This window comes from Streptomyces pimonensis (genome assembly GCF_041380215.1).
Lineage (GTDB): Bacteria > Actinomycetota > Actinomycetes > Streptomycetales > Streptomycetaceae > Streptomyces > Streptomyces pimonensis.
Map to the genome: position 1 here is coordinate 110,122 of NZ_JAHWZY010000018.1, position 21,726 is coordinate 131,847.

16 protein-coding genes and 5 pseudogenes are annotated in these 21,726 nt (G+C 72.9%); 11 read left to right on the top strand and 10 right to left on the bottom strand.

Going from position 1 to position 21,726, the window contains the following annotated elements; translation table 11 throughout:
• The first annotated feature begins 54 nt into the window (after positions 1–54).
• The 3 genes from KYY02_RS19520 to KYY02_RS19530 all read left to right on the top strand — a co-directional run bounded on the left by KYY02_RS19520 (position 55) and on the right by KYY02_RS19530 (position 3,383).
• Entirely contained in the window at positions 55–1,320 is a 1,266-nt protein-coding gene (locus KYY02_RS19520; protein ID WP_371239575.1) for a cytochrome P450, read from the top strand.
• Positions 1,317–2,123, top strand: a complete 807-nt coding sequence (locus KYY02_RS19525; protein WP_371239525.1) for an enoyl-CoA hydratase/isomerase family protein — start codon at positions 1,317–1,319, stop codon at positions 2,121–2,123. The genes KYY02_RS19520 and KYY02_RS19525 overlap by 4 nt, the downstream gene beginning before the upstream one ends.
• A gap of 333 nt (positions 2,124–2,456) precedes the next feature.
• Positions 2,457–3,383 carry a GNAT family N-acetyltransferase gene (locus KYY02_RS19530; RefSeq protein WP_371239527.1) on the top strand — a complete coding sequence of 309 codons (927 nt, stop codon included), beginning with the start codon at positions 2,457–2,459 and terminating at the stop codon, positions 3,381–3,383.
• Positions 3,384–3,748: 365 nt separating this feature from the next.
• Here KYY02_RS19530 and KYY02_RS19535 read toward each other — a convergent pair whose 3' ends face one another.
• Together KYY02_RS19535 and KYY02_RS19540 are read right to left on the bottom strand one after the other, a co-directional pair.
• Positions 3,749–4,954: a serine hydrolase domain-containing protein gene (locus tag KYY02_RS19535; protein ID WP_371239529.1), complete on the bottom strand. Its 1,206-nt coding sequence runs from the start codon at positions 4,952–4,954 to the stop codon at positions 3,749–3,751.
• Between the two features lie 218 nt (positions 4,955–5,172).
• Positions 5,173–6,375 (bottom strand): annotated as a pseudogene (locus tag KYY02_RS19540) (globin domain-containing protein).
• Between the two features lie 542 nt (positions 6,376–6,917).
• Between KYY02_RS19540 and KYY02_RS19545 the strand changes: the two are divergent.
• Together KYY02_RS19545 and KYY02_RS19550 are read left to right on the top strand one after the other, a co-directional pair.
• Positions 6,918–8,426 carry a PTS transporter subunit EIIC gene (locus KYY02_RS19545; protein ID WP_371239531.1) on the top strand — a complete coding sequence of 503 codons (1,509 nt, stop codon included), beginning with the start codon at positions 6,918–6,920 and terminating at the stop codon, positions 8,424–8,426.
• 273 nt (positions 8,427–8,699) lie between these two features.
• The gene (locus KYY02_RS19550; RefSeq protein ID WP_371239533.1) at positions 8,700–9,563 is read left to right on the top strand and encodes an endonuclease/exonuclease/phosphatase family protein; all 864 of its coding nucleotides are present in this window, start codon (positions 8,700–8,702) and stop codon (positions 9,561–9,563) included.
• 21 nt (positions 9,564–9,584) lie between these two features.
• Here the strand turns inward: KYY02_RS19550 and KYY02_RS19555 are convergent.
• The 4 genes and pseudogenes from KYY02_RS19555 to KYY02_RS19570 all read right to left on the bottom strand — a co-directional run.
• A pseudogene (locus tag KYY02_RS19555) lies at positions 9,585–9,833 on the bottom strand (MFS transporter); the annotation flags it as partial.
• A gap of 107 nt (positions 9,834–9,940) precedes the next feature.
• Entirely contained in the window at positions 9,941–11,011 is a 1,071-nt protein-coding gene (locus tag KYY02_RS19560; RefSeq protein WP_371239535.1) for a lytic polysaccharide monooxygenase auxiliary activity family 9 protein, read from the bottom strand.
• A 191-nt stretch (positions 11,012–11,202) separates the two neighbouring features.
• Complete coding sequence (locus tag KYY02_RS19565) at positions 11,203–12,327, bottom strand: glycoside hydrolase family 12 protein (RefSeq protein ID WP_371239537.1); 1,125 nt, start codon at positions 12,325–12,327, stop codon at positions 11,203–11,205.
• A gap of 271 nt (positions 12,328–12,598) precedes the next feature.
• Positions 12,599–13,621, bottom strand: coding sequence for a LacI family DNA-binding transcriptional regulator (locus KYY02_RS19570; protein WP_371239577.1), 1,023 nt, complete (start codon positions 13,619–13,621; stop codon positions 12,599–12,601).
• Between the two features lie 959 nt (positions 13,622–14,580).
• Between KYY02_RS19570 and KYY02_RS19575 the strand changes: the two genes are divergently transcribed.
• From KYY02_RS19575 to KYY02_RS19585, 3 genes are all read left to right on the top strand, one after another.
• Entirely contained in the window at positions 14,581–14,997 is a 417-nt protein-coding gene (locus KYY02_RS19575; RefSeq protein WP_371239539.1) for a ribosomal maturation YjgA family protein, read from the top strand.
• A gap of 76 nt (positions 14,998–15,073) precedes the next feature.
• Positions 15,074–15,316 carry an acyl carrier protein gene (locus KYY02_RS19580; RefSeq protein ID WP_371239541.1) on the top strand — a complete coding sequence of 81 codons (243 nt, stop codon included), beginning with the start codon at positions 15,074–15,076 and terminating at the stop codon, positions 15,314–15,316.
• A 77-nt stretch (positions 15,317–15,393) separates the two neighbouring features.
• A complete protein-coding gene (locus KYY02_RS19585) occupies positions 15,394–15,615 on the top strand; it encodes a hypothetical protein (RefSeq protein WP_371239543.1) in 222 nt (73 codons plus the stop codon).
• Between the two features lie 53 nt (positions 15,616–15,668).
• Here the strand turns inward: KYY02_RS19585 and KYY02_RS19590 are convergent.
• A pseudogene (locus KYY02_RS19590) lies at positions 15,669–16,126 on the bottom strand (helix-turn-helix domain-containing protein); the annotation flags it as partial.
• On the opposite strand from KYY02_RS19590, the pseudogene KYY02_RS19595 reads away from it, so the two are divergent.
• Positions 16,091–16,778, top strand: a pseudogene (locus KYY02_RS19595) (saccharopine dehydrogenase family protein); the annotation flags it as partial. The pseudogenes KYY02_RS19590 and KYY02_RS19595 overlap by 36 nt on opposite strands.
• Before the next feature lie 79 nt (positions 16,779–16,857).
• Here the strand turns inward: KYY02_RS19595 and KYY02_RS19600 are convergent.
• From KYY02_RS19600 to KYY02_RS19610, 3 genes and pseudogenes are all read right to left on the bottom strand, one after another.
• On the bottom strand, positions 16,858–17,307 hold the full coding sequence (locus KYY02_RS19600) for a spore-associated protein (protein WP_371239545.1): 450 nt from the start codon (positions 17,305–17,307) through the stop codon (positions 16,858–16,860).
• Between the two features lie 130 nt (positions 17,308–17,437).
• Positions 17,438–17,681: pseudogene (locus tag KYY02_RS19605) on the bottom strand (aldo/keto reductase); the annotation flags it as partial.
• 302 nt (positions 17,682–17,983) lie between these two features.
• Positions 17,984–18,226 carry a DUF6411 family protein gene (locus KYY02_RS19610; protein WP_371239547.1) on the bottom strand — a complete coding sequence of 81 codons (243 nt, stop codon included), beginning with the start codon at positions 18,224–18,226 and terminating at the stop codon, positions 17,984–17,986.
• Positions 18,227–18,806: 580 nt separating this feature from the next.
• On the opposite strand from KYY02_RS19610, the gene KYY02_RS19615 reads away from it, so the two are divergent.
• Both KYY02_RS19615 and KYY02_RS19620 read left to right on the top strand, forming a co-directional pair.
• Positions 18,807–19,790 carry a hypothetical protein gene (locus KYY02_RS19615; protein ID WP_371239579.1) on the top strand — a complete coding sequence of 328 codons (984 nt, stop codon included), beginning with the start codon at positions 18,807–18,809 and terminating at the stop codon, positions 19,788–19,790.
• Positions 19,791–19,847: 57 nt separating this feature from the next.
• Positions 19,848–21,725, top strand: coding sequence for an HSP90 family protein (locus tag KYY02_RS19620; protein WP_371239549.1), 1,878 nt, complete (start codon positions 19,848–19,850; stop codon positions 21,723–21,725).
• Position 21,726: the final 1 nt, after the last annotated feature.

Sequence of the window (21,726 nt, forward strand, 5' to 3'; positions counted from 1 at the left end):
GGCGGGTAGGTTCCGGCGGTGTTGATCAGTAGCGCCCAGCAGAAGGAGCTCTGTGTGACCACCGTCGGCGACATACGCGGTACCGTCCAGGACCGCCGAGCCGTCATCTCCCTTCTCCGCCGCCTGCGTTCCGACGAAGGGCAGGCCGACCCCCTTCCCATATGGGAGGGGATGCGCGCCCTGGGGGACGTCGTGCGCGCCCCCTGGGGCGGTTACTTCGTCACCGGGTTCGAGGCATGCAGCCAGGTCCTGCGCGGCAGGAACTGGCTGGTGCCGGACTTCGCCTGGCAGGAGCGGCAGCCCGATCCTGAGCGCTGGCAGGCACCCGCCACCCGTGAGATGACCCGCACCCTGCCCCGCCTCAACGCCCCGACGCACACCTGCCAGCGGCGCGCCCTGGGCAACCCGTTCGACCGCACCACCCTGGAGAGCATCCGGCCCCGGGTCGCCACTCTCGCCGCCGGCCTGCTGGACGGCCTCGAGGAACGCCTGCGTGCCGACGGGGAGGCCGACTTCGTCACCACCGTCGCCGAGCAGCTCCCCCTGTTGACCGTGGGCGACTGGCTCGACATCCCCCCGGAGCACCACGCGCACATCCTGGACTTCACCCATCGGCAGGTCTACGCCCAGGAACTGCTGCCCACCAAGAGCGAACTCGCCGTGTCGGCCCGGGCCACGCTGGAGATGCGGGCCTACTTCACCGAGTTGATCCGGCAGCGGCGGGCCCGCCCCGGCAACGATGTCCTCACCGGCTGGATCCACCACTGGGACGCCCAGTACCCCGACGACCGGGCCGCCGCGGACCAGGTGATCTACGACCTGACGATGTTCATCACCATCGCCTCGCTGGAGACCAGCGCGGTACTGCTGGCCAACGCCGTGTGGTTCCTCACCCAGGACCCCTCCCGCGCCGCATGGCTGCGCCGGCACCCGCAGCACATCGACGACGCGGTCGAGGAGACACTGCGCTACGACCCGCCGGTGGTCGTCAACTCCCGTGTCGCCGCGGACGACACCGTCCTCGCCGGCACACCGATCGCCAAGGACACCACCGTCCACGTGCTGTACGGGGCGGCCGCCCACGACCCCCGCCGCAACCCGGCCCCCCATCTCTTCGACATCCGGCGCGGAGGCGGCCACCTCACCTTCGGCGGCGGCGCCCACTACTGCCTCGGAGCGGCGCTCGCCCGGCTGGAGGCCCGAGAACTGCTCACCCAGGTGTTGGAACGTTTTCCCACGCTGCGGCCCCTCGAACCCCCCGCCTACGACACCTCCCGGGTCGTCTTCCGTCGCATCACCTCCCTGAGAGTCACCGCATGAACGCCCTGCCCCCCGCCGAACAGTTCGCCGGGCTCCCCGCCGCACCTCCCTCCGGCCGGACGCTCAGGACCCTGCGCACCCTCCGGCAGGGACCTCTCCTCACCGTCGAACTGAACGTCCCCGAGCAGGGCAACGCCGTCACCGACGCCATGCTGGACGACCTCCTCACCGTCCTCGACGACCAGGACCCGTCGGTACGGGTCCTGGTGCTGGCCGGCGCCGGCGACGACTTCTGCCTCGGCGGCGACCGCGGCGAGTTCGCCGAGCACCTGGCCCTCGACCCCACCGGCGGCGGCATCCGCGCCTCCGGGACCCGCGCCCGGCGCGTGTGCGAGGCGCTGACCGCCAACCCCGCCGTCACCATCGCCCGTGTCCAGGGCAGGGCCATCGGCGCCGGACTGGCCCTCGCCCTCGCCTGCGACCTGCGGGTCGGCGCCGGCACGGCCACCTTCCGCCTGCCCGAACTCGCCCTCGGCCTGCCCACCGCCTGGGGCGGGCTGCTCCCGCGCCTCATCAGCGAGGCGGGGGCCGCCCGCGTCCGCGACATCGTCCTCACCGGGCGCGTCTTCGACGCCCACGAGGCCCACTCCCTGTCGATCCTGCAGAAGGTCGTCCCCGGTGACGCCCTCGACGCGGCCGTCACCGCCTGGGCCAAACCCGTCCTGCGGCGGCCGGCTCCCGCCCTGCGGGTCACCAAGGCGCTGCTGCACTCCCTCACCGCGTCCACCCGCCTCGCCGACGCCTCGGTCCTCGACCCCGAACTGATGGCGGCGGTCCTCACTCAGCAGCACCGGCCCGGCTGACCGCAGGCGCGCCACCCGGCGGCCGGTCGCGGCGATCCGCACCGGGCAGGCGGGCGTCTTCGGCAGGATGCCGGCGTCTCCCGCCACACCCACGACACCGCCGTCGAGGAGCCCGGCCGCCGCCGGGTCGTCCCGGGCTCCTGGCCGTGGACCGCCCCGGCCGCTGGTGCCGGACGGCCCGCCGCCGAGGTCGTCGGCCCGCAGAATCCGAGAACGCCCCCCACGGCCCCGGCACACCGCCGCGCCCGCGCGGCGGCCGGCACGCCCGGCGCGTGATCCACGGTCCCGAAAAACCGTTGCGCTCCGGGCCCCGCGACCGGATTCTTGTGCCTCATGCCCTACGCAACGCGTCCCGCGGCGCTCACCGACGCGCCCGCCGTCACCGAACTGCTCAACAAGGTCGACGAGATCGAGATCGGCCGACCCGAGACCGACCTGCACACCGTCGAGGCCGATCTGAAGCATCCCGATACCGACCTGGAGCGGGATTCCTGGCTCACCTGGGACGGGGACCTCCTGGTGGCGTACGGGCTGCTGTGGGACGAGTCCGACGGCGAGCGCATCGACATCGACCAGTACGTCCTGCCAGGCCACCAGGAGGCCGCTGCCCGAATGCTGCAGGCCATGGAGGCCAGGGCGCTGGAGAAGGCCCGCGAGAACGGGGCGGTACGGGCGGTGGTGCATCTGCACCTCAATGTGGCGCCCACCCTCGACACCGGACTCCTCCGGGCACGCGACTGGCGGATCGTACGCCGCTACCACGTGCTGCGCCGCCGCCTGGACCCGGCGCGGGACCCGTTCCCCGAGGTGCCCGCAGGCGTGCGGGTGCGCAACTGCGTCGCCGAGGCGGACCGGTCGCGTGTCCACGCGCTGTACCAGGAGTCCTTCGCCCACCACTTCGACTTCCAGCCGCGTACCTGTGAGGCGTGGCTGCACGACATCGACGCCGAAGGGCTGGACTGGTCCCTGGTGTGGATCGTCGGCACCGAGGACCTGGGGGACGTCGGCTTCCTGCTCGCGCGGAACGACCGCGAGGCCATGGGGTGGATCCGCAGCCTCGGTGTGCTGCCCGCGGCCCGCGGCCGCGGACTGGGCGGATTCCTGCTGCGGCACGCGTTCGCGGCGTTCGCGGCGCGCGGACGGGACGCCGTCGGGCTCGGCGTGGACACCGAGAACGCCACGGGGGCGCCCCGGTTGTACGACCGCCACGGCATGACGGTCCACTACGCCGTCGACACCTGGGAGGCGACGGTCGGCTGACGCCGGCGCACCGGCCCGGGCGCACCCGGCGCCGGCTGCGGCACGCTGCTCCGGTACGTCCGGAAACGGGTCGGCACCAGCAGCCAGCGGCGCTCGGGGACCAGGTCCAGGGCGGCGCGACCGCGTCGGGCACGGGAAGGACGCCGTGCGCGCAGTCGCGCAGGGGCACGTACCGGAGCAGGTTGGTGGTCACGGCCCAGACGACGGCGCAGTACGGGCAGAAGCGGTCGGGAACGGCGGGAGGAGGCCGGGGCGGTGCGCGCCCGCGTCGCCACGCGGATGCGGCAGTCGGCGGGCTGGGGCCGGCCCGTGTCCCGGCCGGACTCGTGTCCGGCCGGGACACGGGCGCGTGGTGATCCGGTGGGTCAGTCGCGGGCGATCTGGGGAGCGATGTCCTCGGTGTAACCGCGGATCGGGGCGGTGGACTCGGCGGTGGCCGTACCGGAGCCGCAGAAGGCGGCGTCCAGGGTGGCGCCGAGGGTGGCGTTCACGGTTCCGTTGTTGGAGGTGTTCGCCAGGGAGGTCATGCTGCGGACGCCGTCACCGGTGGTGAAGGCATAGGTGTAGTAGCCCTGCACGGTCCCGGTGTGGCCGTAGACGGTGGTGCCGCAGGAGAGCTTGCGTGCCCGCAGCCCCAGTCCGTAGGACTGCTTCCCGTCCGCGGTGACCGGGACCATGGTGGTCATGTCCTCCAGTTGTCCGGCGGGCAGGAGCCTGCCGGACAGCAGCGCGGAGAAGAAGCGGTTGAGGTCCTTGCCGTTGGAGACGACCGCGCCCGCGGACTGGGCCCAGGAGAGGGTCTGCTCGGTGGAGTCGACCAGCGGCAGCGTGGTGTCGTCCTGCCGGAGGTAACCGCGGGCGTAGGAGCCGGAGAGAGTCGTCCGCGGATGGACGTACGAGGTGTTCCGCAGCCGCAGGGGAGCGAAGATGCGCCGCTGGTACTGGGTGGCGACCGGAGTGCCGGTGAGGTGCTCGATGAGCTGCCCCAGGACGACGAAGTTGGTGTTGGAGTAGCTGTAGGCGGCGCCCGGCGCGTTGTTCAGGGGGCGCGCGGTGGACAGGTCGATGAGCTCCTGGTAGCTGAAGACCTTGTTGCGGACCGCCTCGAAACCCGGGACGGTGTTGTGGAACATGTCGTTGGTGTAGTCGTAGAGGCCGCTGCGGTGGCTGAGCAGGTGCCGCACGGTGATGCGGTCGTCGGGCAGCGGTTCGGGCAGGTAGCGGTTGGCCGGGGCGTCGAGGTCGACGCTTCCCTCGGCGGCGAGTTGCAGCAGCACCACCGCGGTGAAGGTCTTGCTGACACTGCCCACGCGGAACCGGCGGCCGGTGTCCATCGCCGTGTGGGCGCCGGTGTCGGCCTCGCCGGTGGCGACGTGGTGGGTGGTGAATCGCTCGTCGATCCGGGTGAGCGCTCCGGGAGCGCCCTGGGAGAGAGCGGCGTCGTGCACGGTGCGCACGGCGGTGAGGTCGGGAGCGGGAAGGGAGGAACTGTCCGCGAGGGCCGGGGAGGCCCCCAGAGCGACGATCAGGGTGGAGCCGACGAGGGCCAGGCTCACATCTTTGATCCGCATCCGCATCTTTCTGATGGTGGGGAACCGGAGGGCGCCCACGGCCTCGGACCGGCCCGACTTCCCTTGCTCGTAGGGTAGTCGGAGAAGCAGCCGACGGCCGGTACGGCACCCGGGGCATCGTAGTCCACCGTCAGCCGCCGGCCGGGCATCCGGGACCCGGCCACCGCGGCGCGTGGGACGAGGGGCAGCCCGAGTGACGGTCCGCCCCTCGTCCGGTCCTACTTGCTCAGCCAGAGGTCGGGACCGAACACCTCGTAGTGGACGTCCTTCGGGCTGACCCCCCGGACGAGCAGGTCACCGCGGACGGCCTGCATGAAGGGCAGCGGACCGCACAGGAACGCGCTGACGTCCTCCCGGAGCGTCAGCCGGGCCACGTCGGCCAGGCCCTCGTGGACGTGGGGCGGCACCGGCTCCTGAGGCGTCTCGTACCACACGTGCAGCGCGGCGTGCGGAAGCCGGTCGACGAGTTCCTCCATCTCCACACGGTGCGCGTGGTGGGCGGGGGAGCGGTCGGCGTGCAGGACGGTGACGTGCCGCTCGGCCGAGGTGCCGGCCAGGTGGTCCAGCATCGACAGCATGGGCGTGATGCCGATGCCGGCGGAGGCGAGCAGCAGCGGGCTGTCGCCCTCGGGAAGCACGAGGTCGCCGAAGGGCAGGGAGACCTTCACGAGGTCGCCCGGGCCGGCGTGGGCGTGGAGCCAGGACGACACCTCTCCCTCGGGCGCCCGGCCGTCGGCGGAGCGCTCCCGCTTCACGGTGATCCGCCAGGCCTTGCGGCCGGGGGCGGTGGAGAGGCTGTACTGGCGTATCTGCTCCGCTCCGCCGGGAAGCTCGACCTGGACGCTGACGTACTGGCCGGGGGTGAACGGCTCGGTGGGGCCGCCGTCGGGGCGGCGCAGCTCGAAGGAGGCGGCGTCGACCGACTCCTCGGTGCGGCCGGCGATCTCCATGTCGCGCCAGACGGCGCCGTCCTCGACCCCCGCGCCGGAGTACAGCCGTGCCTCCATGGCGATCAGCGCGTTGGCCATGAGCCAGTACACCTCGTCTCAGGCGGCTGCCACCTCGGGGGTCGCGGCGTCCCCGAGGACCTCGCCGACGGCCCCCGTCAGATGCCGTCCCACGAGCGTGTACTGGTCGGACGTGATGCCGAGCGAGGCGTGCTTGTGGGCGATGCGCCCGAGGACGGCGTCGGGGCGCTCGCCGGGCCGCTCCACCAGCGTGGTGGCGAAGGCCGCGACGGCGCCGGCGAGGGCCTCGCGCTGGGTGCCGTTGGCCTGGTTCGCGCGGTTGAACAGGTTGCGCAGCAGATCCGGGCGCTCTTCGAACATCCGGCGGTAGAACAGTTCGGTGATGCTGCCGAGGGAGGCTCCGACGGCGGGCAGCGTGGCCCGGACGACCTGGATCGACTGGGTGGAGAGCATGCTGGGGCTCCTTGGTCGGCACTGGTGTGCTTCGTGGATCGCGCATCAGCATGCCAGTTAATTGGTATTCCATATTCCTATTTAACGGAGTGTGATCTGTGCGACTCTCCCGTGTCCCGCTTCGGTCCCGCTCGTCACGGTGGCGCGGCGCACCAGGTCTCTCCTGTGGGAGGGGTGACACGGTGTCGGGTGATCGCACGGGGTCGAAGGATGCGACGAGCGGGTGGGCCGGACGGAGGCGGCCCGGATGGTTCGGGGTGCCCCGCCGCTCTCCGTGCCCGGGAGCGCGCGGGCGATGGCCCTCGGGGGCGAGTGGTGGCCGGCGCCTCCGGCTGCGACCCGCCGGTCGGTGCGTGCAACCGGTTAGCGCGATGCGATCGGCGCGGCGGTGAACGGTGCGCGGCCGGCTTCTGCGGGACCATTCGCCCGCGGACGCTTGACGCTCCGGAGTGGTGAAAATATCTTTCGATCCCGAGCGGCATCACGGAAAGAAAATTTCGAGGACTCGCCCACCCCCACTCACAGCGAGGCGCGACCGCACCATGAGCGACGAGAGCAAGCATCACGCCACCGCCGCCGCCATCCTCCCCCTGGTCGGAGGCGCGGAGAACGTGACGTCGGTGGCCCACTGCATGACCCGTCTCAGACTGGGGCTGCACGACCGCTCCCTCGTACGGGACGATCAGCTCAGGGCGCTTCCCGCGGTCATGGGAGTCGTCGAGGACGACACCTACCAGATCGTGCTGGGGCCGGGAACGGTGGCGCGTGTCACCCCGGAGTTCGAGACCCTGGTCGAGGCGGGGAGGACCGAGGCCGTGACGGCGTCTTCCGCCCCGGACCGCGGGGACGGACCCGTGACGGCCGAGGCGCTCGCCGCGCAGGGAGCGTCACTCAGGGCGCAGCGGAAGGCGAGGAACGCCACGCCGTTCAAACTGTTCCTGCGCCGGATCGCGAACATCTTCGTGCCGCTGATCCCCGCGCTCATCGGCTGCGGCATCATCGCCGGCCTGAACGGCCTGCTGGTCAACCTGCACTGGCTGCCGGGGATCACCCCGGCCCTGGCCGCCACGGCGTCCGGGTTCATGGCGCTGATCGCCGTCTTCGTCGGCCACAACACGGCCAAGGAGTTCGGCGGTACACCGGTCCTGGGCGGTGCCGTCGCGTCGATCATCGTCTACGCCGGAGTGGCGAACGTCGAGGTGTTCGGCCGGCACCTCTCGCCGGGGCAGGGCGGCGTGCTCGGGGCCCTGGGCGCCGCGTGGCTCGGCGTGTGCGTGGAGAAGTGGTGCCGGCGCCGGGTCCCCGGGGCCCTCGACGTCCTGGTGACGCCCACCGTCACCGTGCTCGTGGCCGGACTGGCGACCCTGTTCGGACTGATGTTCCTCGCCGGAGAGGTCTCCTCCTGGATCGGGGACGTCACCGACGGGCTGCTGTCCCACGGCGGCGCGGGCGCCGGGTTCCTCCTCGGGGGCCTCTTCCTGCCGCTCGTCATGCTGGGCCTGCACCAGGCCCTGATCCCCGTCCACACGACCCTCATCGAGGGCGCCGGCTTCACCGTCCTGCTGCCGATCCTCGCGATGGCGGGGGCGGGACAGGTCGGTGCGGCGATCGCGGTCTACTGCCGTCTGCGGCACAACACCTCGATCCGGACGACCGTCAAGTCCGCGCTCTGGCCCGGCTTCCTCGGCGTCGGAGAGCCCCTCGTCTACGGCGTGTCCCTCCCCCTGGGGCGTCCGTTCGTCACCGCCTGCACGGGTGGAGCCTTCGGCGGCGCGTTCGTCGGCCTCTTCAACCAGCTGGGCACGGACATCGGTTCGACCGCGATCGGCCCCTCCGGATGGGCGCTCTTCCCTCTCCTCGACGGCAACCACGGCCCGGGACGGACGGTCGCCGTCTACGCCGCCGGCCTGATCGTCGGTTATGTGACGGGCTTCCTCGCCACCTACTGCTTCGGCTTCACGAAAGCCATGCTCACGGAACTCGACACGGCGCCCGCCCCTTCGGCGGAGGACCGGCCCGCTCCTGCGGGGCGGGCCGCCGAAAAGCTCTGACCCGGTCCCCAGCCGTGGCGCCGTAGCGGTCCAGGCTGTTCCAGCCCATCGGCGGACGCAGGCGACGCGGGGTATCGCTCGTGCCGGTCGGGTCGTCACGGAGGGGTCCTCACGCAGGCGCGGGCGGGCCGCCGCGGCCGCGCTGTCGGCCGGCCGGCTTGTGCCGAGGTCCGCTGTGGACCACAACGACGGTTGTACGGTGCTGCGATGACCGACGAGAGTCATGCCGGAGAGTACCGCGCCGGTCCCGCCCCCACCTGATCCGGAGAAGGCATGCCCCCCGGTTTCCGTCGCTCCGTCCGCGCCGCCGCCGTACTCGCGGCCGTCCTGCCGGTCACGGCCGCACCGGTCACGGCGGCCGGCGCTCCCGGAGCGCACGCCCCCGCGGTGCCGCTGCGGGTGGCGACGTACAACATCCACGCCGGGGTCGGCGAGGACCAGGTCTACGACCTCGACCGCACCGCGGCGACCCTGCGCGGCCTGCGGGCCGACGTGATCGGCCTTCAGGAGGTCGACGTCCACTGGGGCGCCCGCAGCGACTTCGCCGACGAGGCACGCGCACTGGCCGGGAAGCTGGACATGCGGGTGTTCTTCGCACCGGTCTACGACCTGGACCCGCTCGTCCAGGGCGGCCAGCGGCGGCGGTTCGGCGTCGCCGTACTGAGCCGCCATCCCGTACTCGCCGCCGAGAACCACGAGATCACCCGGCTCTCCACCCAGACACCCGATCCGGTGCCGGCCCCGGCGCCCGGCTTCGCCGAGGTGGTGGTCGACGTGCGGGGCGCACACGTGCACGTCTACACCACGCACCTGGACCACCGGGCCGATCCGTCGGTCCGAGAGGCCCAGGTGGCAGACATGCTCGCCGTGCTCGCCGCCGACCGCGGACCGAAGATCCTGGCCGGCGACTTCAACGCCGAGGCGACGGATCCCGAACTCGCGCCGCTGTGGGAGCGGTTGCGGGACGCCGCCCCCGACGGCGGCGGGACGTACCCGGCGGCCGACCCGGTCAAGCGCATCGACCTGGTCACCGTCTCCCCCGACGTCCGGGTGACCGGCGCCCGCACGGTGGCGACGGAGGCATCCGATCACCGGCCCGTGGTCACCGACCTGAAGGTCCACCGACGCGGCCGCTGAACCCGTCACCGGCGGACTCGTTCACCCGCCCTGGAGGCGTTGCAGGTGGGAGGGGCTGACCTGGACGGCCGCGACGGCGATCAGCGCGGCGGGCACGGCGAAGACGGCCGCCATGACGAAGGCCGCCGGGACACCGGAGGCGAGGACCTCGGCGCCCCAGGGCGGTGGCAGTTCTCCCGTGCGCTGGAAGCGCAGGCGTCCGGCCGGGGCCGCCTGCTGCAGGAAGAGCGGAACCTGTCTCCCCGCCTCGTTGCCACTCGCCGCGCCCCACGCGGCGAGCGCGCACCGGAACGACTCCATATCGTTCATGACAGGAGTCTCGGCCCTTTCCGGGCGGCGGCAGGGGACTGCTGTCGGCGCCGCCCGGTCCGGGACGGCTACGGTGCCACGCAGCCGATCGTGCCCACCGGGAAGTCGTTGCCCGACGATGTGGCGGTGAAGCCGAACGTCACACTCCCGTCGGGGTTGATCACACGGTTGTGACCGACGTTCCTCACGGTCACCGTGCCGTCGGAACCCTTGGTCAGGGAGCCGTTCCACGCACTGCCGATCGTGGTCCCGGGACCGGGCTTCCACTGCACCGCCCAGCCGTCGAGCGGCGACGTCCCGTGGTTCATCACCTCGACGGAGCCCTGGAAGCCGCCGTTCCAGGAGTTCACCACGTTGTAGACGGCCATGCAGGAACCGGTGTGCGTCGGCGGGTCCGTCGGGTCCGGGGTCGGCGTGCCGCCCGGGTTCCGGATGCCGGTCACCTCGCCGTTGCCGCCGTCGAAGACGACGTCGGAGCAGGAGAAGAAGTTCTCCTGGCTGTCCGAACGCACCCACTGCATGAAGATCAGCGCGTCGCCGGAGCGCCCGGAGGGCAGCTTCAGGTCCCAGTGGTAGTGGCCGCCGTCGGTGCCCGGCGAGCCCTGCTGGGGCGGGTCGGTGACGGTCTGGATGAGTTCGAGGTCGTTCCAGCCCAGCTGTGACGTGGGCGACCAGCCGGGTTTGGTGATGTAGACCCGGAAGTCCCCCGGATGCGCGGCCCAGTTGCTGTACTTCACCTTGACCGTCGCTCCGGACGTCAGATGCGTCCGGGGCCAGTCCGCGCGGGCCGCGTTGTAGGCGGAGAAGTCGTACGGGGAGCGGTCGCCGGCGCTGCAGAGCGTGCCGTCCGGGACATAGCCGGCTCCTCGCCCGGCGGCGTTGGAGTCGAGGACGGCGAACCAGTTGTACAGCGCCGACGAGCCGCTCCGGTTCAGCGCGTCCCGGCACGCCGGGTTGGTCGGGTCCAGTCCGCCCGTGCCGGTGACGGCGTCCAGCTGACAGAGGTAGGTGCGCGATCCGGGCATCATCGCCACGCCGTGCGCCTGCGCGTCGTCCTGCCAGAGGAGGCTCAGGCCGAGCCCTCCGAGAAGGGTGGCCAGTACTGCTGCCAAGGAGACGAGTCTCCGTCGTAGGGCCATGGGATCTCCTGTGCCGGTAGTGGGTGGTTCGGACAGGGGCGGGAGGTGGAAACCCCGCCCGTCCGGCGAGGGGCGTCAACCGGAGGGGCGAGGGGCTCGAGAGGTGGGGGCCCGGCCCGCCCTGCCGGCGCAGGGAGGAAGAGCGGGCCCCGGACCGGGGGACGCGGCGGGTGCGCGGCCCGCCGGCCGTGTCAGGTGGTCGTGCAGGCGGTGCCGTTCAGGCTGAAGCCGTTCGGCTGGGCGAAGGCGCCGCTGTAGCTTCCCTGGAAGCCGAAGCTCTGGCTCCCGCCGGGCGCGATCCGCGCGTTGCCGCCGAGCCCGCTGGCGGTGACCGCGCCCGAGGAGGGACCGACGGACGCGTTCCAGGCATGGGTGACGCGCTGCCCGGAGGGCAGGGTGAAGGCGAGCTGCCAGTCGTCGACGGCGGACGGGCTGGCGTTCCGCACGGTGACGTCCGCGGTGAAGCCGCCCGGCCAGACGTTCGTGGTGTACGCCACCGTGCACGCGGCCGGGGCCCCGGGCCCGCCCGGTTCGCCGCCGGTGTCGATGGTGGAGGAGAAGGAGTCCACCGCGAGCCCCGTACCGTTCCGCCAGGGCTCGAAGCCGGCCTGGACGCTCGTCAGGTACCAGTCGTTCCGCGCCATTCCGCGTGCGACGGTCTCCCGGACGAAGTCCATGACGTCGAAGCTCCAACTGCTGATCGCCGACGGCGCGACGAACGACAGCACGTCGTTGGAGCCGTTGCCGCCCGACCACACCTGCCAGGTGCGCCCGGCCACGGTGGCCGTGCCGACCTGGGAGCCGATCGGCTGGATCGGGCCCACCTTGTTCAGCCAGATCATGATCTCGGTCCGGTTCACACCGTCGGTGCGGGGCGTCGGGTCCAGCCAGACGTCGTACGAGGCGTTGTACACGGCGTCGCCGACGTAGCTGTACGAGATGCTGCTGGGTGCGCCGGAGATGCCGCTGATCCGCGCGGGGAGGGCGGTTCCCGGCGAGCAGTTGGTGTAGTGGCAGCCGTTGAAGATGGACGGGTACGACTTCGGGGCCCCGTCGGTCGGCACCGAGCCGTCGGCCCGGGTGACGCGGAAACCGGTGTCCGTGGCGGTGACGCACTGGGTGGCGCTGGTGCCCCAGCGGTTGTTCTGGACGACGTAGCGCCCCTGGACGGTGGTCGATCCGTACGGTTCGCAGATCGTGGTGTCGGCCTGGGCCGACGCCGTCCCGGTCACCAGCGCCGCGACCACGGCGAGAGCGGTGAGGAGCGTCGCGAACAGGCCGCGCAGGGCCCGGGTGTGGTGCGTTGACCGTCGCATGCGGGGACCTCTCCAAGAGGATGTGGGGGGGGCGACCGGCGGGAGCGCTCCCCTCTCCCCGTGCTGGGAGCGCTCCCAGTGGTGTTCCGGAACGGGACTGTAGGAGCTATACATGTCCCTGACAAGGCTGTGCGCGGGAAACCGTCGGACCCATTTCGAAGCCTCGGGCCGGCGGGGTGCTCCCGAGGGGCCTTCCACCTCGGGAGCGCTCCCGGAACATTCGGTGACGCGGTGACCCGTGAGGCGGTCGGGGAGGGCGGGGCAAGGCGGGTCAGGCGGAGCCGCGCAGCACCAGCTCCGTGCGGAGGATGACGTGCCGCCAGGCCACCTCCGGCTCCTCCATCTCCTCCAGGAGCAGCCGCACCATCGTCCGGCCGATCTCCTCCAGTGGCTGGCGCACCGTCGTCAGCTTCGGATCGGTGTGCTGGGCGAGCGGGAAGTCGTCGAAACCGATCACCGCGACGTCCTCCGGCACCCGGCGTCCCGCCGCGCGCAGGGCGTCGAGCGCACCCGCGGCCATGGTGTCCGACGCGGCGAGCACGCCGTCGATCTCCGGGGCGCGCTCGATGAGTCCGGCCATCGCCCGGCGCCCGCTGCCCGCGGAGAAGTCCCCCTCGGCCGTCCAGGCCGGCCTGCTCTCGACACCCGCCCGTTCCAGCGCCTCACGGTAACCGCGCAGCCGGCACTGGGCCACGTACATGTCGAGCGGCCCGGTGATGGTCGCGATCGAGCGGCGTCCGAGGCCCAGGAGGTGCGCCACCGCGCCGCGGGCGCCGCCAGCGTTGTCCGCGTCGACGTAGGTCACGCTCTCCTCTCCCGAGCGACGCCCCAGCAGGACGGTGGGCAGGCCCACTTCGGCCAGCATGTCGGGCAGCGCGTCCTCGGCGTGCACGGACATCAGCATCACGCCGTCCACCCGGCCGCCGCGCGCGTACTCCACCAGACGCTGCCGTTCGGCGTCCGTGCGGACCAGGGTGAGCAGCAGTTGCACCTTGGTGTCGGTCAGCGCGTCGCCGACGGAGCGGACGACCTCCGAGAAGAACGGCTCACCGAACTGCCGCCAGTCCGGCTCCGTCATGACCAGCGCGACGGCGTCGGCACGCCGACCCGCCAGCGAACGGGCCGCCAGATTGGGCACGTACCCCAGTTCGGCAATGGCGCGCTGCACGGCACGGCGCGTCGATTCCTTCACGCCCGCCGCGTCGTTGATGACGCGGGAGACGGTGCCCCGCCCCACGCCGGCGAGCGCGGCCACCTCCTCGAGCGTCGGTGTGCCGGGACGCCGCCTGCCCATGACCACCCCCCCCATGAGATCACTAGATCTTACGGCCACCGGGCACCCGGAACGGCCGGTCCCGCGAACCTCCGGCCAGATCGGAGACGTCGAACGAGAGCCCTCGCACGCCCGTCGACAGACGCACCCTCCTCGGCGCCGCCGCAGCGGGCGGCTCCCGACGGTCACAACGGCAAGGTGCCGGGTGCCGGCGGCATGCCCACGCGACAGCGGCCGCGTCCGGTCCGCGCAGGAGCCCGGGGCCCCAGGGCGACGTCGACGCGGCGTTCGGCGTCCCAGGCGTTGAGGCGGGTGGCGGCGTCGAGCGCGGCGGTGCAGCGGTCGTCGGCGGCTGGCCCGCCCCCCGGCGACGGCCGGGGCCGCCTCGCCCAGCGCGGAGAGGGCCGCCAGGGACGGGGCCGACGCCGCGGACGTGAGGACGCCGACGGTCCCACCGTCGCGCGCGGACAGCTCCCGGAGGACCGGACGAGGGTGCCCGTCCGGTGCACGGTGCCCTCGTCGGGAGCGACGAGTTCCGGCGAGGACGTGCAGCAGGGCCGTCTCGCCGCGGCCGTCCCCGCCGCCGACGGCGATCCGCGACCGGGCGGAGACGGTGGCCGGGACGTCGTCCAGGACGCGCCGGGGCCCGCGGGTGACGGCGACGCCGTCGGCGCGGAGGTGGGTGCCGGCACCCGCCTCGACGGACAGGGGCGCGGCTTCGGGGATCGGGGCGGGGTCCAACGGATGCTCCGCAGCGCGCAGGGGGCCGGGCGGCACGCGACCCCCGCCCGGCGGGAGCCGGAACGGCCTGCGCTGCCGCAGGGAGAGGACACCGTCGTCAGCGGGCGGATCGAGCCTTCTGCGACCGGATGCCTCGTGCCGTGCCGGACACCCTGACAGCGCCGGTGCCCCGGGTTCTTCCGGTTCTCCACGGGCACGGGCGGTCCGTGGCGGACCGCGGCTGCGGGATCATGGCGATCATGGAATCCTTTCTCAGGGCCCGCCCCGGCAGCGGCCCGGCGCGGACCCGTGTCGCGGCGGCCGTGGCCGCGCTGGTGACCGTCGGCGCCGGACTGGGCCTGCGGGCCGTGGCGGCGGGGAACGTGGCCAAGTACGGCGGTGACGCCCTCTACACCCTGCTGATCTTCGCCCTGGTCGTCCTGGTGGCACCGCGGGTGACACCGTCGAAGGCGGCCGGGGTCGCGCTCGCCGTCAGCTGGGGGGTCGAGTTCCTGCAGCTCACCGGGTTGCCGGCGGAACTCTCCCGGCACAGCACCGCGGCCCGTCTGGTCCTCGGATCCACCTTCAACGCACCGGACCTGTTCTGGTACGCGGTCGGCGCGATAGCGGGCTGGCTCGTCGCACGGGGACGTGCGGTGCCGGCCGGGGAGCCGTAGCACGCGGCGCCGGTTTCACCGGGCGGCGAGGTGATACCCGGCCCTCCGACCTGTTCCCACGCGTGCGGGAGTACTCATGGCAACCGGTGAGACGGGCTTCAGCGATGTCGTGTACGACCTGATCTCCGTGCAGTACCACTCGCTGAAGGCGGGCCACGACTACGGCCAGTACGTCCGCGACGCGGAGAACGCGGACCAGAAGGAGATCGCCGACTTCTTCAGGGAGGTCATGGAACAGGACGCGGAACGCGCGGCTCGCTGCCACCGGTACCTGGCCCGGCTGTCCGGCACCGAGAAGGCCGGTCCCGCCGTCGGCTGACCACGAAGGCGCGTCGCGGCTCCGCCCGGCCGGGCACCCGGCGTGCGGAAGGACGCCGGGCACCGCACGCTGGTGCCATGGCGAACGACCGGCCCATCGTGATCTACCCGCCCGGCGAGGACGGCGGCCGGCGTGTCCGCGACGGTGTGCGGTTCCTCGGTATGGCGTACGGGCTGCTGGACGTGGTGGAGTTCCTGCGCCTCGAGGGCCTGGAGAGCGTCGACCAGGACTGGTTGCGCCGGTCCACGATGGTCGAGTGGCGCGGCGGCGGACCGGACGTGTGGCGTGGCCACGACTGACGGGCAGGGAGGTGACCCGCACACCGTCCACGGCACGGGCGGCGAGGCGTCCGTCAGGATGGGGCGTGCCGGTGGGGCCGTGAGCGGAAGGTACGGCGGTAGGTGTGGGGCGGTACGCCGACGGTGCGGCTGAAGTGCCGGCACAGCGTCGTGGCGGTGCCCGTGCCGGTGGCCGCCGCGATGCCGTCGATGCCCTCCCTCGTCGGTGGTCTCCAGCAACTCCTGCGCATAGCCGATCCGTTGGGTCAGCAGCCATTGCGGCGGGGTGGTGCCGGTGACCGACCGGAAGCGGCGGCCCAGGTTGCGCGAGCTCATGCGGGCCTGACGGGCCAGGTCCTCGACGGTCAGGGGCCGGTCCAGCCGTTCGAGTACCCAGGGAAGCAGTGCGGCGAGGGGGCGACGGCCGGGGCCGGCACGGGGGGCGCGACGAACTGCGCCTGGCCGCCGTGGCGGTGCGGCGGCACGGCCAGGCGGCTTCGGCGACCGCGCCCGCGCGGCGGGAGCGGTGGTCGCCCCCGCGATGGCCTTCCACGGCGGTCTCGGCGACCTGCTGGTCACCGCGGCCATGGGCGAGTGGACGGCGGCCGACGAGGCGCACATCGCCTACGGGCTCAGCGGCTGGCGTCCCACCGCCGGAACGCGCGCGGCGGGCGAGGTGCCCCGCCGGCGGCGGGGGTGGCAGGCGCGTCCGGTACACCGGTGGGCGGCTGGAGTACCGCCATGACGACCTGCCGACGCTGGAGTGGCCCTTCCCTCACCCGACGGGGCCCCGGGCCGTCATCGGGGAGTTCACGATGGCGGACGTCGTCACCGTGCCCAGCCGCCTGCCCGTTCCGAAGGTGCGCACCTACACGACGGCCGAGGCGGCCAGGGACCTGTCGGATCCGGACACCCCGGCGCCGGCCGCGACCGACGAGGTCGGGCGGTCCGCGCGGACCTTCCTCGTCGATGTCGTCGTGCGCTCCGGCGGCGTCGAACGGCGCGCCGTGGCCCGGGGCCGGGACATCTGCGCCGTCACCGCGCCGCTCGTGGTGGAAGCGGTGGACCGCGTCCTCACGGGACGGACCGGAACGGTCGGTGTCGCCTCCGCCGGCGCGCTCTTCGACGCACCCGACTTCCTCGGCGCCCCGGCCCCGCACCTGTCCCTGGGACTGTGCCCGTGAGATGCCGGGTGGCGCGCCGGAGCCCTGACCGGGCCCCGCGGCCCGGTCAGGGCTCGAGCGGTCCTTCGAAGGGCGCGGGTCAGCGGGTGAAGGTGACCCGGTGCTCCTTCAGAGCGCCGCAGTTGGAGCCGTACACCTGTACGTACACGTCGTCGATGTTGCCGCCCCAGTCCACGCAGTGGCCCTTGCCGTAGACGTAGGCCGGCCCCGCGTACGACGTGTACCACCCGCCGTCCTGGTCGGCCTCCTGGGTGTCGGGGACGTAGACCCACGCGGACATGTCCAGGGCGGTGCCGGGGTTGTTGCGGATGGTCGTGACGCAGTTGCGGCCGTTGGCCGGGTTGTATGTCAGGTAGACGGTGCCCAGGGAGCCGACGGCTGCCGAGTTCACGGTCTGGTAGCCGCTTCCGCACACCTTCTGCGGGGTGGTGCCGGGTGCGGCCGCGGCCGGTGACGCCAGGGCGGTCGTGGCCCCCATCGACAGGGCGGCCAACGCGGAGGCGGCCAGGACGGAACGACTGAATTTCATGTTTCCCCCTTGCTGCTCTTGGAGCGGTTGCTCCTGTCTGGTGGGACCCGCGGGCCGGGCGAAAGGTTGTGCCGTGTTCGACGGCGGATGCCGGTCCCCGGTCCCCGGGCGCGCGGCGGGGGATCCGCCGGCGGAGCCGCAGTGACGCGTCGAACAGGGCGGGAGAGGCGTCGTCCTTCTCGTGTGCGGCCAGGCCGGCACCCGGGGCGACGACGGAGCCGATCGCGTCGAGCACGTCGGCACCGAGCACGGTGCCGGCGGCGGCGAGCGCAGGTGGTCCAGGTCGCGTGGTCCGACGGGGCCCCGGTCACGGCCGGGTGCGCGGTGGCGAAACCGGGCGCGGGCCGGATCGTCGTCAGCCCGGCCGCGTCGTCCGCCCGGGCCCGCGCCGCAGCGGCCTGCTGCACCGACAGGCTCAGGCGGCCGCGCTCCCGCGCAGGCGGCGTCGCCGTTCCGACCGAAAGGCATCCGGCGCGAAGTGCGCCTCCCTCGCCCGCCGGTCCCGCGTCCCGCCCCGGTCCACTGCGCGTTCGACGGCGCCGCCGGCGTCCCGAAGGAGACCGCAGAGGTCACGGCCGCGACACGGCGGCCCGTGCCCGACGCCGCGTCGGCCGGGGGCGCTTCCGCACCGGCGTGATCACGCCGTGGTGCCGGGGCGGTGCCCCGGATCCGGGCGTCAGAAGGGGAGACGCCCGCGCGCCCGTCGCCCCGCGGAGCCGCTGCGGCCGACCGCGCGGGAGCTCGAGCGGAAGGGCTTGCTGAAGAGACGTCCGAGCGGCCCCGGCGCCTTGGACCCGGCCCGGGAGCCGAAGCCGAGGGTGCGTTGTGCTCCGTTCTGCGGGTGCCGGGAGAGACGCGGGACGAGGAAGGCGAGGACGGCGATCACCACGCAGACGGCGACGATGCCAACGACCATCATGGGGGCCTCCGGGGTCGGGAACGTGAACGCCGGACCGGTTGGTCCGCGGGGGACCGCTTGCCCCGTTCCCGGGTGAACACGCCCCGATCCGGACCGCGTGTCCTTGCTCCGTCTCGCGTTCGGCACCGCCTGATCACCGGACGCTCCGGCAGGTGTGGTGGGGCGCCCCGGCGCCGACGGGTGATGAACGGTCCGGCAACGGCCTTTCCGTCAGCGGGCTTTGCCTTCTCCTTATAACCTGTGCCGCCGCTGTCCCCTCTCTTCGTACGATCCATGACCCAGCCCGCCGGGTCATCGTGCGGGCGGAGCGGCGAAAGGGAGCGACCCATGCGCAGAACTGTCCTCGGCGCCACAGTGCTTGCCTGTACCGCCGTGCCGGCGAGCGTGACGCCCGCGCTCGCCGACTTCCACGCGTGACGGCGAGGTGCGCGTCGCCGACGACGGGCCGGACGTCCCGCCGGGAGCGGGCGGCGGGCGTCGTCGGCCGACCGTGAAGGGCGGTGAAAACCCGGTGGAAGCGGTGTCCGTGGGGTCGCTTATGCTGCACCGGATGATCACGCGGGACCAGGGGAGACGCGGGATGTTCGGCAAGTTGTTCGGCAGGGACGCGGAAAGACCGGCGGCGGATCCGTACGCGCTTCCCGCCCCACGCAGGAAGAACGGGACGTACACGCTGCGCGCGCTCGGGGACACGCGGGTGCTCGCGCTGGTGGAGGCGGCCGACGCGGGCGAGTGGGAGGCGGTCAAGGCGGCGCTGGCACCCTTCGACCTCGGTCGCGACCACCAGGTCCTCGGTGAGCTGGCCGTCCTGGACGGTGTGCAGGACTGGATCGGCCGGGCCGTCGAGGAGGACAAGGAGCACCGGGCGACGGCCCTGCTGATCTCCGGGGCGCGCCACATCAGCTGGGGCTGGGAGGCGCGCACCGCCGCACGCGCCGCGCACGTCACGCAGGAGCAGTGGCGGGTCTTCCACGAGCGGCTCCACATCGCCGAGGAACAGCTGCTGGAGGCCGCCGAGTTGCGGCCGGAATGGGTCACGCCGTGGCGCCGGCTCCTCACCTCCGGCCGCGGCATGTCACTGGGCGCAGCCGTCAACGAGGCCCGGTTCGACGCCGGACTGCGCCGCGACCCGCTGGATCCGGATATCCACACCGAGTGGCTGGCGCAACTGCAGCCCCGTTGGGGCGGTGAGCCCGGTCAGGCTCTGGCGTTCGCCCGGGACGCCCTCGCCCGCGCCCCGCAGGGGCACCGCCTCGGCTGTGTGATCGCCATGGCGCACATCGAGGAATGGGTCGAGTCGGACCGCGGGAGCTGTCTGGAGACCCCTGAGACCCAGGCCGAGTTGCGCGAAGCGGCCGACCACAGCATTCTCCACCCCGACTACGCGTGGCGCCCGGGCTGGCAGCGCGATTTCAACATGTTCGCCATGGCCCTGTCGCTGGCCGGTGAGCGACACACGGTCCGGCGCGTCTTCCGGACGCTCGACGGCGCCTGCACCACGTGGCCCTGGACCTTCTTCGCGGATCCGGAGAAGGAGTTCGCCCGCCGCCATCGCCGCGCCTGAGCGCACACCGACCCCGGACCGCCGCCACCCGTCGTCCCTCCCACCCCGGACTACCCGATGACCCTGCCCGAAACCGCCACGAACCCGACCGGCGCCGACCGCACCTTCCAGGTGGATCTGCGCGGCCTCGTCGACCTTCTCTCCCACCACCTCTACTCCAGTCCCCGCGTCTACCTGCGCGAACTGCTGCAGAACGCGGTGGACGCACTGACCGCCCGGCACGCTCTCGAACCGGCCGCCCCTGCAGGCGCCTTCGGTGTCCGTCTGCACGCCGACGGTGCGGTGGTACGCGTCGAGGACGACGGCGTCGGCCTCACCGAGGCCGACGTGCACACCTTCCTCGCCACCATCGGCCGCAGCAGCAAGCGCGCCATGGGGGACCCCTCGGACGAGCCCATTCGGGGCTGGGGGAAGATCGCCGAGCAACGCGGCGACTTCATCGGTCGGTTCGGCATCGGTCTGCTCTCCTGCTTCCTGGTCGCGGACGAGATACACGTCCTGAGCCGCTCCGCCCGCACCCCCGACGCGCCCGCCGTGGAGTGGCGGGGACGCGGCGACGGCAGCTACACCGTCCGTGTCCTGCCCGCCTCCGCCCGCACCCGGCCCGGCACCACCGTCACCCTGACGCCCCGCGCCGACGCGGGGGAGTGGACCCGGCCGGCACGCGTGCAGACGCTGGCCCAGCACTTCGGCTCGCTGCTGCGCCACCCGGTGACCTTCGACGACGGCACGGGCGCCGCGCCCGTCAACCCCGAGCCCGCCCCCTGGACGCGCACGTACCCCACGCCGGGAGCCCGCTCCCGCGCGCTGGCCGCGTACGGCGAGGAGGTCTTCGGATTCGAGCCGCTGGACACCGTCGAGCTGGACCTGCCCGCCGTGGGCCTGAAGGGCATCGCGTGCGTGCTGCCGGAGGCGGTGCCGGCCGGCCGCAGCCACGGCCACCGCGTGCACCTCAAGGGCATGCTCCTGTCGGAGCAGGCCGAGGAGATCCTGCCCGAGTGGGCGTTCTTCGTCCGCTGCGTCATCGACGCCGAGAGCCTGCGCCCGACCGCGTCCCGCGAGTCCCTGTACGAGGACGACACCCTCGCCGCCGTCCGCGACGCCCTCGCCGAGCGGCTGCGCGCGTGGATCGCCCGGGCCGCCGCCAGCGACCCGGACCTGCTGGCCCGCTTCCTCCAGGTCCACCACCTGGCCGTGAAGTCGCTCGCCGTGCACGACGACGAGATCCTGCGGATGCTGCTGCCCTGGCTGCCGTTCGAGACCACCGACGGGCACACCACCCTCGACGAGTTCGCGCGCACCCACCGCACCGTGCTCGTGACCTCGAGCGTGGAGGAGTTCCGGCAGGTCGCGGCGATCGCCTCCGCCGCCGGACTCGGCGTCGTCAACGGCGGCTACACCTACGACCGCGAACTGGTCCACCGGCTGCCCGAGATCAGGTCCGAGGTCACCGTCGCCGACCTCGACCCGGCGACCCTCACGGCCCACCTCGACCCCGTCGACCGGGAGACGGAACTCGCCGCCGCGGCCTACCTCGCCCAGGCCCGCGACGCCCTCGCCGTCTTCGACTGCGACGTCGCGCTGCGCACCTTCCAGCCGGCCTCCGCCCCCGCCCTCCTCGTCGACAGCCGGGAGGCCCGGCACGAACGCACCCGCTCCCGGCTCGCCCGCGAACAGGAGGGCGGTCTGTGGGGCGACATCCTCGGCGCCCTGCGCCAGGAGGCACCGCGGGCCCAGCTGATCCTCAACCAGCTCAACCCGCTGGTGCGCACCGCCGTCGCCATCGACGAACCCGAACTGGCCCGTACCAGTGCCGAAGCCCTCTACGGGCAGGCCGCGCTGCTGTCCCGGCGACCGCTCAGACCCGCCGAGTCGAGCCTCATCAACCGCTCCTTCCTCGACCTCCTCGCCCACGCCCTCCGCAAGGACAGCTGAC

What these genes read in the sequence shown, in the direction of transcription:
- KYY02_RS19525 (WP_371239525.1), top strand. Translation starts at nt 1,317, where the DNA reads ATGAACGCCCTGCCCCCCGCCGAACAGTTCGCCGGGCTCCCCGCCGCA.
- KYY02_RS19530 (WP_371239527.1), top strand. Translation starts at nt 2,457, where the DNA reads ATGCCCTACGCAACGCGTCCCGCGGCGCTCACCGACGCGCCCGCCGTC.
- KYY02_RS19535 (WP_371239529.1), bottom strand. Translation starts at nt 4,954, where the DNA reads ATGCGGATCAAAGATGTGAGCCTGGCCCTCGTCGGCTCCACCCTGATC.
- KYY02_RS19545 (WP_371239531.1), top strand. Translation starts at nt 6,918, where the DNA reads ATGAGCGACGAGAGCAAGCATCACGCCACCGCCGCCGCCATCCTCCCC.
- KYY02_RS19550 (WP_371239533.1), top strand. Translation starts at nt 8,700, where the DNA reads ATGCCCCCCGGTTTCCGTCGCTCCGTCCGCGCCGCCGCCGTACTCGCG.
- KYY02_RS19560 (WP_371239535.1), bottom strand. Translation starts at nt 11,011, where the DNA reads ATGGCCCTACGACGGAGACTCGTCTCCTTGGCAGCAGTACTGGCCACC.
- KYY02_RS19565 (WP_371239537.1), bottom strand. Translation starts at nt 12,327, where the DNA reads ATGCGACGGTCAACGCACCACACCCGGGCCCTGCGCGGCCTGTTCGCG.
- KYY02_RS19570 (WP_371239577.1), bottom strand. Translation starts at nt 13,621, where the DNA reads ATGGGCAGGCGGCGTCCCGGCACACCGACGCTCGAGGAGGTGGCCGCG.
- KYY02_RS19575 (WP_371239539.1), top strand. Translation starts at nt 14,581, where the DNA reads ATGGAATCCTTTCTCAGGGCCCGCCCCGGCAGCGGCCCGGCGCGGACC.
- KYY02_RS19580 (WP_371239541.1), top strand. Translation starts at nt 15,074, where the DNA reads ATGGCAACCGGTGAGACGGGCTTCAGCGATGTCGTGTACGACCTGATC.
- KYY02_RS19585 (WP_371239543.1), top strand. Translation starts at nt 15,394, where the DNA reads ATGGCGAACGACCGGCCCATCGTGATCTACCCGCCCGGCGAGGACGGC.
- KYY02_RS19600 (WP_371239545.1), bottom strand. Translation starts at nt 17,307, where the DNA reads ATGAAATTCAGTCGTTCCGTCCTGGCCGCCTCCGCGTTGGCCGCCCTG.
- KYY02_RS19610 (WP_371239547.1), bottom strand. Translation starts at nt 18,226, where the DNA reads ATGATGGTCGTTGGCATCGTCGCCGTCTGCGTGGTGATCGCCGTCCTC.
- KYY02_RS19615 (WP_371239579.1), top strand. Translation starts at nt 18,807, where the DNA reads ATGTTCGGCAAGTTGTTCGGCAGGGACGCGGAAAGACCGGCGGCGGAT.
- KYY02_RS19620 (WP_371239549.1), top strand. Translation starts at nt 19,848, where the DNA reads ATGACCCTGCCCGAAACCGCCACGAACCCGACCGGCGCCGACCGCACC.